Annotated in this window: 13 protein-coding genes and 8 tRNA genes; 19 read left to right on the top strand and 2 right to left on the bottom strand. The window is 32.5% G+C overall.

The window, feature by feature from the left end:
- Nucleotides 1-101 precede the first annotated feature (101 nt).
- On the top strand, nt 102-842 hold the full coding sequence (ecsA, locus tag SBL16_RS03245) for an ABC transporter ATP-binding protein EcsA (protein ID WP_107612303.1): 741 nt from the start codon (nt 102-104) through the stop codon (nt 840-842).
- A complete protein-coding gene (gene ecsB / locus SBL16_RS03250) occupies nt 835-2058 on the top strand; it encodes an ABC transporter permease EcsB (RefSeq protein ID WP_317952691.1) in 1224 nt (407 codons plus the stop codon). Before ecsA ends, ecsB begins: the two co-directional genes overlap by 8 nt.
- Nucleotides 2059-2117: 59 nt before the next feature.
- Here ecsB and SBL16_RS03255 read toward each other — a convergent pair whose 3' ends face one another.
- The gene (locus SBL16_RS03255; RefSeq protein WP_107612305.1) at nt 2118-2618 is read right to left on the bottom strand and encodes a signal transduction protein TRAP; all 501 of its coding nucleotides are present in this window, start codon (nt 2616-2618) and stop codon (nt 2118-2120) included.
- Nucleotides 2619-2905: 287 nt separating this feature from the next.
- Here SBL16_RS03255 and hemE point away from each other — a divergent pair, with 287 nt between their 5' ends.
- The 15 genes from hemE to menC all read left to right on the top strand — a co-directional run bounded on the left by hemE (nt 2906) and on the right by menC (nt 11536).
- Nucleotides 2906-3940 (top strand): uroporphyrinogen decarboxylase, encoded by a 1035-nt coding sequence (hemE, locus tag SBL16_RS03260; RefSeq protein WP_107612695.1) that lies wholly within the window; start codon nt 2906-2908, stop codon nt 3938-3940.
- A 36-nt stretch (nt 3941-3976) separates the two neighbouring features.
- Nucleotides 3977-4900, top strand: a complete 924-nt coding sequence (gene hemH / locus SBL16_RS03265; RefSeq protein ID WP_107612693.1) for a ferrochelatase — start codon at nt 3977-3979, stop codon at nt 4898-4900.
- An 18-nt stretch (nt 4901-4918) separates the two neighbouring features.
- Nucleotides 4919-6313: a protoporphyrinogen oxidase gene (gene hemY, locus SBL16_RS03270; RefSeq protein ID WP_119472316.1), complete on the top strand. Its 1395-nt coding sequence runs from the start codon at nt 4919-4921 to the stop codon at nt 6311-6313.
- Nucleotides 6314-6412: 99 nt separating this feature from the next.
- Nucleotides 6413-6973, top strand: a complete 561-nt coding sequence (locus SBL16_RS03275; RefSeq protein WP_107612689.1) for an RBBP9/YdeN family alpha/beta hydrolase — start codon at nt 6413-6415, stop codon at nt 6971-6973.
- A gap of 393 nt (nt 6974-7366) precedes the next feature.
- Nucleotides 7367-7440 (top strand) — tRNA-Met (locus SBL16_RS03280).
- 15 nt (nt 7441-7455) lie between these two features.
- Nucleotides 7456-7531: transfer RNA gene (locus SBL16_RS03285), tRNA-Asp, on the top strand.
- A gap of 11 nt (nt 7532-7542) precedes the next feature.
- Nucleotides 7543-7615, top strand: a tRNA-Phe gene (locus SBL16_RS03290).
- Nucleotides 7616-7628: 13 nt separating this feature from the next.
- A tRNA-His gene (locus tag SBL16_RS03295) sits at nt 7629-7704 on the top strand.
- 14 nt (nt 7705-7718) lie between these two features.
- Nucleotides 7719-7792, top strand: a tRNA-Gly gene (locus SBL16_RS03300).
- A 9-nt stretch (nt 7793-7801) separates the two neighbouring features.
- A tRNA-Asn gene (locus SBL16_RS03305) sits at nt 7802-7876 on the top strand.
- Nucleotide 7877: 1 nt separating this feature from the next.
- Nucleotides 7878-7949 (top strand) — tRNA-Glu (locus tag SBL16_RS03310).
- A gap of 59 nt (nt 7950-8008) precedes the next feature.
- Nucleotides 8009-8098, top strand: a tRNA-Ser gene (locus SBL16_RS03315).
- 555 nt (nt 8099-8653) lie between these two features.
- The gene (locus SBL16_RS03320) at nt 8654-8812 is read left to right on the top strand and encodes a hypothetical protein (protein ID WP_158260785.1); all 159 of its coding nucleotides are present in this window, start codon (nt 8654-8656) and stop codon (nt 8810-8812) included.
- Nucleotides 8813-9132: 320 nt separating this feature from the next.
- Entirely contained in the window at nt 9133-10527 is a 1395-nt protein-coding gene (gene menE, locus SBL16_RS03325) for an o-succinylbenzoate--CoA ligase (protein ID WP_107612549.1), read from the top strand.
- Between the two features lies 1 nt (nt 10528).
- The gene (gene menC / locus SBL16_RS03330) at nt 10529-11536 is read left to right on the top strand and encodes an o-succinylbenzoate synthase (protein ID WP_107612548.1); all 1008 of its coding nucleotides are present in this window, start codon (nt 10529-10531) and stop codon (nt 11534-11536) included.
- Here the strand turns inward: menC and yidD are convergent.
- Entirely contained in the window at nt 11533-11775 is a 243-nt protein-coding gene (gene yidD / locus SBL16_RS03335) for a membrane protein insertion efficiency factor YidD (RefSeq protein ID WP_037538598.1), read from the bottom strand. The genes menC and yidD overlap by 4 nt on opposite strands.
- Before the next feature lie 66 nt (nt 11776-11841).
- On the opposite strand from yidD, the gene ytkD reads away from it, so the two are divergent.
- Both ytkD and SBL16_RS03345 read left to right on the top strand, forming a co-directional pair.
- A complete protein-coding gene (ytkD, locus tag SBL16_RS03340; protein ID WP_107612546.1) occupies nt 11842-12315 on the top strand; it encodes an RNA deprotection pyrophosphohydrolase in 474 nt (157 codons plus the stop codon).
- A complete protein-coding gene (locus tag SBL16_RS03345; RefSeq protein ID WP_053016803.1) occupies nt 12296-13066 on the top strand; it encodes an alpha/beta hydrolase family protein in 771 nt (256 codons plus the stop codon). The genes ytkD and SBL16_RS03345 overlap by 20 nt, the downstream gene beginning before the upstream one ends.
- Nucleotides 13067-13087: the final 21 nt, after the last annotated feature.

The following is a 13087-nucleotide window of genomic DNA, read 5'->3' on the forward strand; positions in this document are numbered from 1 at the left end:
CTTATTATAGCATTAGTAAAATAAAATTTCGTTAGTGAAGTAAATGTAATTTTAGTAGTTAAAAGCTAATTTTGGTACAATGTTATTCATGGAGGTGCCTTATGACAGTAAAAGTTGAACATTTAACAGGTGGTTATGGGAAACGTCCTGTTATTGAAGATATAAATTTTGAATTAAAAGCAGGGGAAATTGTTGGTTTAATTGGATTAAATGGTGCAGGCAAAAGCACAACTATTAAACATATGCTAGGTTTATTAACGCCAACTGAGGGTAATCTCTCTATTTCAAATACAGAAATTACAGATGACATCGAAGTTTATCGAAAAAAGTTATCTTATATACCTGAATCACCAATTATTTATGAAGAATTAACATTAGAAGAGCATATTGCGATGACTGCAATGGCATATCAATTGAGTAAAGAAGAAGCAATGAAACGTGCAAGACCTTTACTTAAAACATTTAGATTAGAGAATGAATTAAAGGTCTTTCCTAGTCATTTCTCTAAAGGTATGAAACAAAAGGTGATGATAATATGTGCATTCATTGTTAATCCAGAATTATATATTATTGACGAACCATTTTTAGGACTTGATCCACTAGGGATTCAATCTATGTTGGATTTAATGGTAGAAAAGAAAAATGAAGGACGTACTATTTTAATGAGTACGCATATTTTGGCAACTGCAGAACGTTATTGTGATCGTTTTATTATTTTAGATAAAGGTAGAGTGGTTGCTTTCGGTGATTTAGAGGAGCTACGTAAACAAACTGGTTTAAGTGGTCACACACTTGATGACATCTATATACATGTCACACAAGGTGGTCAAGAAAATGGATAATTCAGCTACTTCATTATTTAAATCTAGATTGAACACCATTCAAAAAGAAAAGCGTTATTATAATAAATTTATTTTTAATGGCCATTTTTCAGTATTTTTATTAATTTTATTGGGAGCATTTATATTAGGTTATGGTCAATGGTTGCAACATATACCTAAACATATAGATTATGCGTTATGTGCAAGTATAATATTAGCTGTAACATCTATCTTTCCAATACGAACATTTTTAAAAGATGCAGATAGAATATTTTTATTGCCTTTTGAAAAACATATGAAAGATTATATGAACCTAAGCATTCGCTACAGTTATTTCAATAGAATAGCGATACAATTAGTAATACTCATTATATTGTTTCCATTATTTTCTAAATTAGATGGTGATTTCATAACACCATTTATCATCTTGAGCATTTTAACATTGATACATCCATGGATTGGATTGAAAGTGAGATGGCAATGGTATCAACTAAAGCAATCAAGTTGGAGTATAAGTTTAATTTTAATTTTGATTAATTTAGTGACATATGACTTAATATTGGGTTACCAAATATACTGGGGAGTTATCTTTACTCTTATATTAATTGGTGGAATGTTAGCGTTACCTAAATTAAATCGAGTTAATTTATATCCATGGGAACGAATGATAAATATTGAAGAAAGACACCATACAAATTATTATAAATTCGTAAATATGTTTACGGATGTTAAACATTTAAAAGAGTCTGCAGTTAGACGTAGATATTTAGATTTCTTATTACCTACACCTAAAGGCCGGAAATTTAATTCTAAAAATATGTATTTATATCTGTTCACGCGTAGCTTTGTAAGAGGTAGAGATGCTTTTAGTATAATATTTAGACTGATTGTCATTGCATTAGTGCTAATGATTTGGCTATCGTTTCCGATTGTTTCAGCAATTATTGGATGTCTGTTTATGTACATTACATTATTGCAAATGTCTCAATTTTATAAGCAACAAGCCTATGGATTATGGCCTCAAGTTTGGCCAGTATCAGATGTCGAAGTGATTAAAGGCTATGAAAAATTTCTTTATCGCTTGATGTTAATTATAGGATTAATTTTTTTAATTGTATTTATCAGTATTTACCCACAATATTTCTTTTTCGCTCTAATCTTCTTTATAGTAGGGTGGTTAACGATTAGAAGCACAATTAAGAAATTACATTATCAAGAATCACTACTTAAAGATTAAAAAGGTTGCCTATAACTAGAACAAGCTAAACTACATCTAGTTAACAGGCAACCTTTTTATTATTCCTTGATTGGATATAAATATCTCTCAAAGTAGCTAGAATGTTGGCTACTAGAACCAAAATAATGTCTTAATGCATCTTTTGAAAAATAATCCTTAAATGTATCTGTTTCTTTAAAATCTTCGTAAGTTTGGCGATTAGCAAAACCAAAATAAACTTTGTAAGTTGTTCCTTGCACTGGTTTTAAAAATCGATAACTTTTAAAACCGGCAAATTTATCGAAATTTAATTCCAAATTTGCAATACGTTTTTCTAATTGATGAACATGATCATCAGAAGAAGGGATAAATATTGCTGAGTAAAAATGTGTTTGATCTAAGTCATTAATAGCATTAACAGTTGTATAAACAGTTGGATGTTTTAAAATTGATTTTTCATTTGATTCTTCAATAATTACAGAAGAATCATTTGTTGAAAATAAAAATAGATTTCTGTCAGTATTATTTGTTCGGATTTGATTTAAGTAACCATAAGTCCCATAAGTTGTATATATGTTCATGACTCATACCTCCTTTGTTGTTTATATTATACGATTAATTAATGATACTAGCTATAATAATTGTATGTATTGTTTAAATATTTTAAAAATTCATTTAGTCTTATTGAGGGATATTTTTAAGCATATAAATATACTATAATTATGGTTAATAAATTATTATAATTTAATGAATTGAAATCTACATTTATGCTTTGTCTTTTTTATGACATTTAAGTGTAGATAAACGATAATTATATCAGCATATGATATTATAGATAAGAATGATTTTAATTTAGGAGGACTATAAGGTGCATAATAAAAATAATACAATTTTACAAACGATTAAAGGTGAAAAAACATCTCATACACCTGTATGGTTTATGCGCCAAGCTGGCCGTTCACAACCAGAATATCGAAAATTAAAAGAGAAATATTCACTTTTCGACATCACACACCAACCTGAATTATGTGCTTATGTAACTCAATTACCAGTTGATAATTATAATACTGATGCAGCAGTTTTATATAAAGATATAATGACACCTTTGAAACCAATTGGTGTTGATGTTGATATTAAATCAGGTATTGGACCAGTCATTAGCAATCCAATTAAATCTGTATCTGATGTAGACAAATTAACTCAAATTAATCCAAAACGTGATGTACCGTACGTACTTGAAACAATTCAATTGCTAACACAAGAGAAATTGAATGTACCATTAATTGGGTTTACAGGTGCGCCATTTACATTAGCTTCTTATATGATTGAGGGCGGTCCTTCAAAAAATTATAATTATACTAAAGCAATGATGTATGGAGATGAGGCAACATGGTTTGCCTTAATGAATCATCTCGTACAAGTATCAATTGACTATGTGGTTGCTCAGGTTGAAGCGGGCGCAGAGCTGATTCAAATTTTCGACTCATGGGTTGGTGCTTTAAATGTTCAAGATTATCGATATTATATTAAACCCTCAATGGATAAGTTAATTAATGGAATTAAAGCTAAATATGATGTTCCTGTCATAATGTTTGGAGTGGGTGCAAGCCATTTAATTAATGAATGGAATGACTTAGCAATAGATGTCCTTGGATTAGATTGGCGTACGTCTATCTCATCAGCTACAAAAATGGGTGTTAATAAAACTTTACAGGGTAATTTAGATCCTTCATTGTTACTCGCGCCTTGGGACGTAATAGAGCAAAGAGTACGTGAAATTTTGGACGAGGGTATGGAAAGAGGTAAACACATTTTTAATTTAGGACACGGTGTTTTTCCTGAAGTACAACCTGATACATTAAAGCGAGTTACTCAATTTGTTCATGATTATACAAGTAAATAGTATTAAGAATACAAAGATTAAGGAAGGTTTTATTTAATGACTAAGACGGTAGGTTTATTAGTTATGGCATATGGAACACCATATAAAGAGAGTGATATTGAACCATATTATACAGATATTAGACATGGTAAGAGACCAACTGATGAGGAATTACAAGATTTAAAAGACCGATATGAATTTATTGGTGGTCTTTCTCCTTTAGCTGGCACTACTGATCGTCAAGCTGAAACATTAAAAGATGCTTTAAATCAAGTTTATGAAGATGTTGAATTTAAATTGTATTTGGGTCTAAAGCATATTTCTCCTTATATTGAAGAAGCTGTAGAAAAAATGTATAAAGATGGCATTAAAGAAGCGGTTACTGTTGTTTTAGCGCCACATTATTCTAGTTTCTCAGTTGGATCATACAATAAACGTGCTAAAGAAGAAGCCGATAAATACGATATTGCTTTACATCATGTTGAACATTATTATCACCAACCTAAATTTATTGAGTATTGGACTAATAAAATCAATGAAACTTTAGAGCAAATTCCCCAAAATGAACATGATGAGACAATCTTAGTTGTATCAGCTCATAGTTTGCCTAAAGGTTTAATTGAAAAAAATAATGATCCATACCCTGATGAATTAAAAGATACAATGAATCGTTTACAAACATCTTCAAATATTAAACACGTTGCTCAAGGCTGGCAGTCTGAGGGTCACACAGGTACACCTTGGTTAGGACCTGATGTACAAGATTTAACAAGAACATTGTACAACGAACATCAATATAAACACTTTATCTACACGCCAGTAGGTTTTGTATGTGAGCATTTGGAAGTACTGTATGATAATGATTATGAATGTAAAGTTGTTTGTGATGAGATAGGAGCAAATTACTATCGTCCAACAATGCCTAACACGGATCCATTATTTATTAATGCTATCGTGGATGAAATAAAAACAGTTTTTTAATAAAGGAAGGGACTCAATGTGAGTAAAAAAGTTGCAATTATTGGTGCAGGTATAACTGGCCTCTCAAGCGCATATTATTTAAAACATTATAAACCAGATATAGATGTAACCATTTTTGAAGCGACAAATCGTCCAGGTGGAAAGATACAGACGTATCGTAAAGATGGATATACTATAGAACTAGGCCCTGAATCTTATCTTGGACGAAAAACAATCATGACTGATATAGCAAAAGATATTGGACTTGAAGATGATTTAATTACTAATGAAACAGGTCAGTCATACATTTTCGCAAAAAATAAATTGTATCCTATACCAGGTGGTTCGATTATGGGCATCCCAACTGATATTAAACCGTTTTTAAAAACAAGACTTATTTCACCAATTGGTAAGATAAGAGCGGGACTAGATTTGGTAATACCTCCAATAAAAATTGAGGATGATATATCAGTTGGAGCGTTTTTTAGAAGACGATTAGGAAATGAAGTGCTTGAAAATTTAATAGAACCCCTCATGGGTGGTATTTATGGTACCGATATAGATCGATTGAGTTTAATGAGTACATTTCCTAATTTTAAAGAACAAGAGGAAAAGTACGGTAGTTTAATCAAAGGTATGCAACACGAAAAGGCTGAACGTATTAAACAACGTCAATTATATCCTGGTGCCCCTAAAGGTCAATTTAGACAATTTCGTCACGGATTAAGTTCATTTATTGAAGCATTAGCTAAAAATGTACAAGATAAAGGCGTAAAGATGAAATATCAAACATATGTAGAAGATATCATTATTAACAATGACAATTATGAAATAGTAACTGATCAATACAGTGAACAATTTGATGGTATTTTAATTACTACGCCTCATCAAGCATTTATGAAATGGTTCAATCACGATCAAGCTTTTAAATACTTTAACGAGATGGATTCTACTTCAGTTGCAACAGTTGTATTTGCATTTGATGAGAAGAATATTGAAAACACATATAACGGTACTGGTTTTGTCATCGCGAGAACAAGTAATACAAATATTACAGCTTGTACTTGGACTAGTAAAAAATGGCCTTTTACTACACCGCAAGGAAAAGTTTTAATTAGAGCATATGTAGGTAAACCAGGTGATACAGTTGTTGAAGATCATACTGATGAAGAAATTGCGACTATCGCACGTCGTGATTTAAATAAAATGATGACTTTTCATGGAGATCCGGAGTTTACAATTGTTAATCGTTTGACTAAAAGCATGCCTCAATATCACATTGGTCATATTGGTCAAATAAGAAAAATTCAACAGCACGTTAAAAATACTTATTCTGCGCTCAGAATTACAGGAGCACCATTTGAAGCGGTTGGGCTTCCAGATTGTATTCAACAAGGTAAAAATGCTGTGGAAGAATTGCTTGATGAAATATAATAATTTAAACACTTTTTTTGAGGCGAATTTGCCTCTTTAAAAGTGTTTTGTTATATAAATTGAGAATTATTATTTAAGTTTAAGGAGGTAAAAATATTAATGACTAATGTAATTATAGTTCATTCACAATTAGGAAATTCTCATAACCACTGGTATAAGTGGTTGCAACATAATTTAGAACTAGAAGGTTACGATGTTCAACTATTCCATTTAGATGAAAGTAAGAATGATGATATAGACAATTGGGTCTTCGAATTAAATCAACAAATTGAACTTTTATCTAAAGATACTTATTTTGTCACTCATGGGTATGGTTCATTGGCTACTTTGAAATACATTGAAGGTCTATCAATTGATGGACCATTTGAGGGGTTCTTCAGTATAGCAGGATTTAAAGAAGATGCGAAGAAAATAGACGATTCAATAAAAGTAGGGGAGTTTAATATTGATTATGACTTGATTAAAACTAAAGTTAACCACTTTTATGGACTAGCTTCAAAAGATGATTCTTATGTTTCTTACTTAGAAACTCAAAACTTAATTGACGAATTAGGTGGTAAGACTAAAATTGTTAATGAAGGTGGACATTTCTTAGAAGAAGAGGGCTTTGTATCCTTTACTGAATTACAAGAGAAAATGCAACATTACATGACTAAATAATAAAACATGTGATTTAATTATTAATAGTCATATATTTAAACTAATTTAAGTAGGGAGTTAAAGCTACCTACTTTTTATTATCATTAAGGTTGATAATTAAATATAGAGATACTTTCAAGTGCAATTAGATATCCAATTGGTATCTTTAATTAAAATATTTTAAATGTAGCGTTTTTTTACACAAAATAGTTTGCGATACTTATTGACTAAGTTAATGATACTATATATACTAATAAAGTATTCGAAAGGCGATAGCTATTAGTCAATTGTCGCATTTCAATATGAAGATTCGATTAAATGAATGTAAAATTTATTTAAAATAATTATTGACATTAGATAATATAAAATGATATACTTGTTAAGTACTGATTTTTGAGACGTAAATAATATTAGCGCGGGATGGAGCAGTTCGGTAGCTCGTCGGGCTCATAACCCGAAGGTCGGTGGTTCAAATCCGCCTCCCGCAATACATAGTTTTAATAGGTCTCGTAGTGTAGCGGTTAACACGCCTGCCTGTCACGCAGGAGATCGCGGGTTCGATTCCCGTCGAGACCGCCATTACTTATTACGGTTCAGTAGCTCAGTTGGTAGAGCAATGGATTGAAGCTCCATGTGTCGGCAGTTCGACTCTGTCCTGAACCATTCAATCATTTTGGCGGTTGTGGCGAAGTGGTTAACGCATCGGATTGTGGTTCCGACATTCGAGGGTTCGATTCCCTTCAACCGCCCCATAATCGTTTACTACGCGGGTGTAGTTTAATGGCAAAACCTCAGCCTTCCAAGCTGATGTTGTGGGTTCGATTCCCATCACCCGCTCCATCATATTATTCCGCAGTAGCTCAGTGGTAGAGCTATCGGCTGTTAACCGATCGGTCGTAGGTTCGAATCCTACCTGCGGAGCCATGGCTCCTTGGTCAAGCGGTTAAGACACCGCCCTTTCACGGCGGTAACACGGGTTCGAGTCCCGTAGGAGTCATACAAACAGAAGTGAAATATCGCTTCTGTTTTTTTATGTATATATATAACTAATATTGAGGAGAGCTGTCCGAGTCTGGCCGAAGGAGCACGCCTGGAAAGTGTGTAAGCGCCATAAGCGTTTCAAGGGTTCGAATCCCTTGCTCTCCATATGATAAGCCTTATACAATAGGGTTTCGAGTTAGCAAGTGTCAAAACGTGTCAAGAAAACAATTTACTGACACGTTGACCTTGCTTTTTTATTTTTAGTAAGTTGTAATGTATAGGGGAGTGGGACAGAATTTTTTTTAAATTCGTCATCCGCTCCCAGCTTGCTTTGCTTGTGGAATTTCTTATTGAAATTCTCTCTTCTGGGGTCCCGTCCCCAACTTGCTTAGCTTGTAAAATACTTTCGTGATTTTTTGTGTTGGGGCTCCGCTCACCTCCGCAAGGGTGACTAGAATTGAAAAAAGCTTGATTTAAGCGCATTTTCAATTCAGTCAGCTACTGCGAATTTGCAAAATAGCTTCATTATATTATTTTTGTCCCACTCCCAATGAGATAAGATGGAATATTTAGTATTTAATTTATATTGTTTTTATTATATAAAAACAATATAATATATTTAGGTCAACGACAATGCGTGGAGCTTATAAAACGAAATACATTGATTTTCGAGGATTTGAAATGAAAATTTCAACATAAGCAGAAAATGGAGTTAGAGTAATGGGTACTCTAGCTCTCTTTTATATCAAATTAAAAATACTGATAGATTTAAAAAATAGAATATCTTTAAGTTACAATCATGATCGCATTATTCAATTATCGATTGAAGGTGAAATGGAAGAATTAGTGGATAAAATTTATGTTGGTTTTATTATATAAAAATATTATAATATATTTACGTCAACGACAATGCGTGGAGCTTATAAAACGAAATACATTGCAACCAGTAGCCAGCCTACTATGAGGCTAGGCAATAATTGAATATCATAGCTTATCAGAGTTTGAAGTGGTAATCATCACTTTAAACTCTTTTTATTTTTTTAAAATAAAAGTAGCTTATTATTTATAGTTAAAATACACTTTAAATCTTTATAGTTATTAGTTAATGGCATTAAAATATGCTGCTTCTTAAACACAACCAATGCTAACTAACTCAAATATCGTTATAATTATAATGTATGTATATGGAGGAATGAAAAGTGGATTTTTGGTTAAAAGAGCAAAGTATTAAAAATAGAGATAAGATAGCAGTTACAGATGGAAATCATTCTATAACATTTAAAGAATTATATGATAAAGCACTTTCAATTTCAGAACATATAGTTTCTTTGAATTTGAATAGAGTAGGATTGTACATTAAGAATGATATTGAGTCTATTACGCTTATAAACGCGTGTTGGTTAGCTAATGTTGAAATAGCAATGTTAAACACACGATTAACAGAAACTGAAATGATAAATCAAATGAATTCCATTAATATTACAACTATATTTACGACGCAACCTTTTCATTTGTCGCATTTCAATGTGATACATTTATCTGAATTAGAACAATATCCAAGTCATACCAATGACGAAACATTTAATGATGAACGTATTGCATCAATCATGTTTACATCAGGTACGACAGGGCCTCAAAAAGCAGTACCACAAACATTTAAAAATCATTATGCAAGTGCGATTGGTTGTAAAAAAAGTTTAGGATATGATGAAACTACGAAATGGTTATCTGTTTTACCGATATATCATATTTCAGGGCTCAGTGTGTTGTTACGTTCTATAATCGAGGGTTTTACGGTACGTATACTGGAAAAATATAATACGCAAACGATGTTAGCGATTATTAAAGAAGAAAGACCTACACATGTATCTTTAGTGCCACAAACACTTAAATGGCTTATGGATGCAGGATTAAATCAGCCTTTCTCACTTGAAAAAATACTACTTGGAGGCGCCAAATTGTCATCTACATTAATTGATGAAGCGCTAAATGATCAGTTGCCGATATACAATTCATTTGGAATGACAGAAACGTGTTCTCAATTTCTAACTGCTACACCCGAGATGCTTGCACAACGGTATGATACTGTTGGCAAACCAAGCGAAAACGTTAATGTACGTATTAAACATCCAAATAGTGAAGGTCATGGCGAACTTCTCATAAAAGGGAACAATGTAATGAACGGTTATTTATATCCAACAGGGTTGAGCGATACTTTTGAGGATGGATACTTTAAGACTGGTGATATAGCAGAAATTGATGAGGAAGGATTTGTGATGGTTTATGATCGTCGCAAAGATTTGATCATAAGTGGTGGGGAAAATATTTATCCTTATGAGATTGAAACAATTGCTAAAACACACTCAGATATTAATGACGCTGTATGTGTAGCGCAAGAGGATGCGACGTGGGGTCAAATACCAGTACTATATTATGTTTCAGATGATACAATTCCAGAAATAGAATTAACTAAATATTTGAAAACGTATTTGGCAAAATATAAAGTACCCAAAGCCTTTCATCAGGTTGAAAGTTTACCATACACTTCTACAGGTAAATTACAACGCAACAAAATGATTAATAAAGGACAATAATATGAGGATTAAAGCAGTAAATTTTTATCTTTACAATCACGAATTTAAAAATCCAATTGTAACTCCTAAAGTTAAAATGACATACCGAAAAGCACTTATTGTTGAAATCTTAAGTGAAGATGATCAATCTTTTTTTGGAGAGTGCAATGCATTTGAAACAAATTGGTACAACGAAGAAACGATTGAAACTGTACAAGAAACACTTTCTCAATGGGCGGAAAGCGTCATACATAAGTCATTTCATGTATATGAAGATTGGAAACCATATTTAGATATACTTGACAATTATCCCACAGCGAGAAGTACTGTAGTTATGGCGATTTATCAGATGTATCATGATTTACCGAAGTTTAAAGTAGCATATGGTGCAACGATAAGTGGCTTAAGTACACAACAACTTGAGTATTTAAAACAAACTCAACCCAAACGTATAAAGTTGAAATGGACAGGTCAACTGAATGATGACATCACACTTTTAGATGACATATTGCGTTATGATTTTGAATTAGCATTAGATGCTAATGAGTCACTAGATGTTTCTGATTTTCAAAAACTAGAATCTATAAATGACCAAAATATACTTTATATAGAAGAACCATTTAAATCGTTGTCTTCAACTTTAAACATTGATCATACGCAATACCCTGCAATTGCAATCGATGAAAAAGCTACTGATATCAATAGTATTATCTCAATTGTTAACCAATTCCCGGTTAAAGTAGTGATTGTTAAACCATTTAGAGTGGGTGGACTTGATAGAGTACAATCATTGATTCGTGAATTGAAATCAATTGATATTAAAGTGGTTATCGGTGGAATGTACGAATATGGACTAAGTCGTTACTTTACTGCATTATTAGCTCGAGAAGGTGATTATCCTGGGGATGTAACCCCAGATGGTTATTATTTTACTGACGATTTCACGCAAGGTGTCGGTAAATTAAAAGAGGGGATGATTTCATTTCATCCCCCTCAAATCGATAAATCAAAATTATATAAATTAAATTAGTGTCTATGTTTATGTTTATCCTTTTTTAAAGGAACTGGATCAAACCCACCTTTATGTAGTGGATGACATTTAAGAATGCGACGTATTCCCATGTAGCCGCCTTTGAGTGGGCCGTAAACTTCAATCGCTTCTCGTGTATATTCTGAACACGTAGGATAAAATCGGCATGTGGGTGGTGTCATAGGTGAAATATAGCGTTGATATATATGGATTATTCCAAGAAATAATTTTTTTAACATTATAGGCCTCCAACAAGTAATACGATTATAAATAAGTTTAACATATTGAAGGGAGTAGTATGGAATATGGAGTTTCTAGATAAAGATAATAGACGTGTCACAATGTGTTACAAAACGAACAACGACCATCCAGATGGTAATCATGTTTTAGCTATTCCGTTATATCAGAGTCAGTTACTATTTACCCAACATAAATTACGTGGCATAGAGTTCCCGGGTGGCAAGGTTGAAAAAGGAGAAGAAAGCATACAAGCTATCAAGAGAGAGCTTTTTGAAGAAACAGGAGGTATACCTGAAACGATAGATTATATTGCTCAATATCAGGTTCATACATTCGATAACTCAATTTTCAAAAAAGATGTATATATCGTGAAGATTAAATCATTTAAAGAGAAAAGTGATTATTTAGAAACGAGAGGGCCATTATTATTTGATAATATTAATTCCATTCCATTAGATAAACAAAGTTATTTAATACAAGATAATGCAATTCTTAAATGTGTCGAGAGGATGATAGAACTTGGATATTATCGCGACTAAAAAAATGCCTATAGCATCAAGAACGCATCAATTTGATGAAATTACTTATAAAGTTGATGGCTTAAAAGTAAAAGCATTACAGATGTGTCCTTTAACGAAGACAGTAAAAAGAATCGTAGTATATTTGCGAGGAGGTAAGGGACAAGTCGGACGTGTACGTGCAGCAAGACTAATGCAGTTTGCAAATGATAATACCTTAGTTGTAGGTCCTTATTATAGAGGAAGTAATGGAAGTGAAGGTAGAGATGAGTTTGCTAACGCTGATTTAAAAGATGTTACCTATCTCATAAAGATACTTAAACAACGATTTCCTAATGCATATATACACATGATTGGTTTTTCAAGAGGTGGAATACAAGGACTACTTACATATCAAGATTACCCAGTCGATAGTTACATCATCTGGGGTGGTGTATCAAGCATGCACTTGATGTATGAAGAACGTGCTGATTTAAGAGGGATGTTGCGTCGAATGGTAGGACATCCTTCCAAAAATAAAGAATCTTATGACCAAAGAGATGCGATAAAACTTATTGATTCTAATAGTCCACCAATTTTAATCGTTCATGGTGGCAAGGATAAACAAGTAGGTATTCATCATGCCTATTACTTAGAAGAACAATTGAAATTAAAAGGTGTTGTTCATGATACATTTTATCAACTTAATGAAGGGCATGTACCTAGACCACAAGCAATGAAATTAGCGCTCGATTATGTGCATCAATGGATGACGAAATGTGAAGAAATTTAATAAGACAACGTATAAGGGTTC

This window comes from Staphylococcus sp. NWU MK-U1, assembly GCF_033283505.1.
Taxonomy (GTDB): domain Bacteria; phylum Bacillota; class Bacilli; order Staphylococcales; family Staphylococcaceae; genus Staphylococcus; species Staphylococcus haemolyticus.

Excerpts from the sequence above, each read along its gene's own strand:
- ytkD (WP_107612546.1), top strand. The coding sequence starts at position 11,842 with ATGGAGTTTCTAGATAAAGATAATAGACGTGTCACAATGTGTTACAAA.
- hemH (WP_107612693.1), top strand. The coding sequence starts at position 3,977 with ATGACTAAGACGGTAGGTTTATTAGTTATGGCATATGGAACACCATAT.
- menC (WP_107612548.1), top strand. The coding sequence starts at position 10,529 with ATGAGGATTAAAGCAGTAAATTTTTATCTTTACAATCACGAATTTAAA.
- ecsB (WP_317952691.1), top strand. The coding sequence starts at position 835 with ATGGATAATTCAGCTACTTCATTATTTAAATCTAGATTGAACACCATT.
- ecsA (WP_107612303.1), top strand. The coding sequence starts at position 102 with ATGACAGTAAAAGTTGAACATTTAACAGGTGGTTATGGGAAACGTCCT.
- SBL16_RS03255 (WP_107612305.1), bottom strand. The coding sequence starts at position 2,618 with ATGAACATATATACAACTTATGGGACTTATGGTTACTTAAATCAAATC.
- yidD (WP_037538598.1), bottom strand. The coding sequence starts at position 11,775 with ATGTTAAAAAAATTATTTCTTGGAATAATCCATATATATCAACGCTAT.
- SBL16_RS03275 (WP_107612689.1), top strand. The coding sequence starts at position 6,413 with ATGACTAATGTAATTATAGTTCATTCACAATTAGGAAATTCTCATAAC.
- SBL16_RS03320 (WP_158260785.1), top strand. The coding sequence starts at position 8,654 with ATGGGTACTCTAGCTCTCTTTTATATCAAATTAAAAATACTGATAGAT.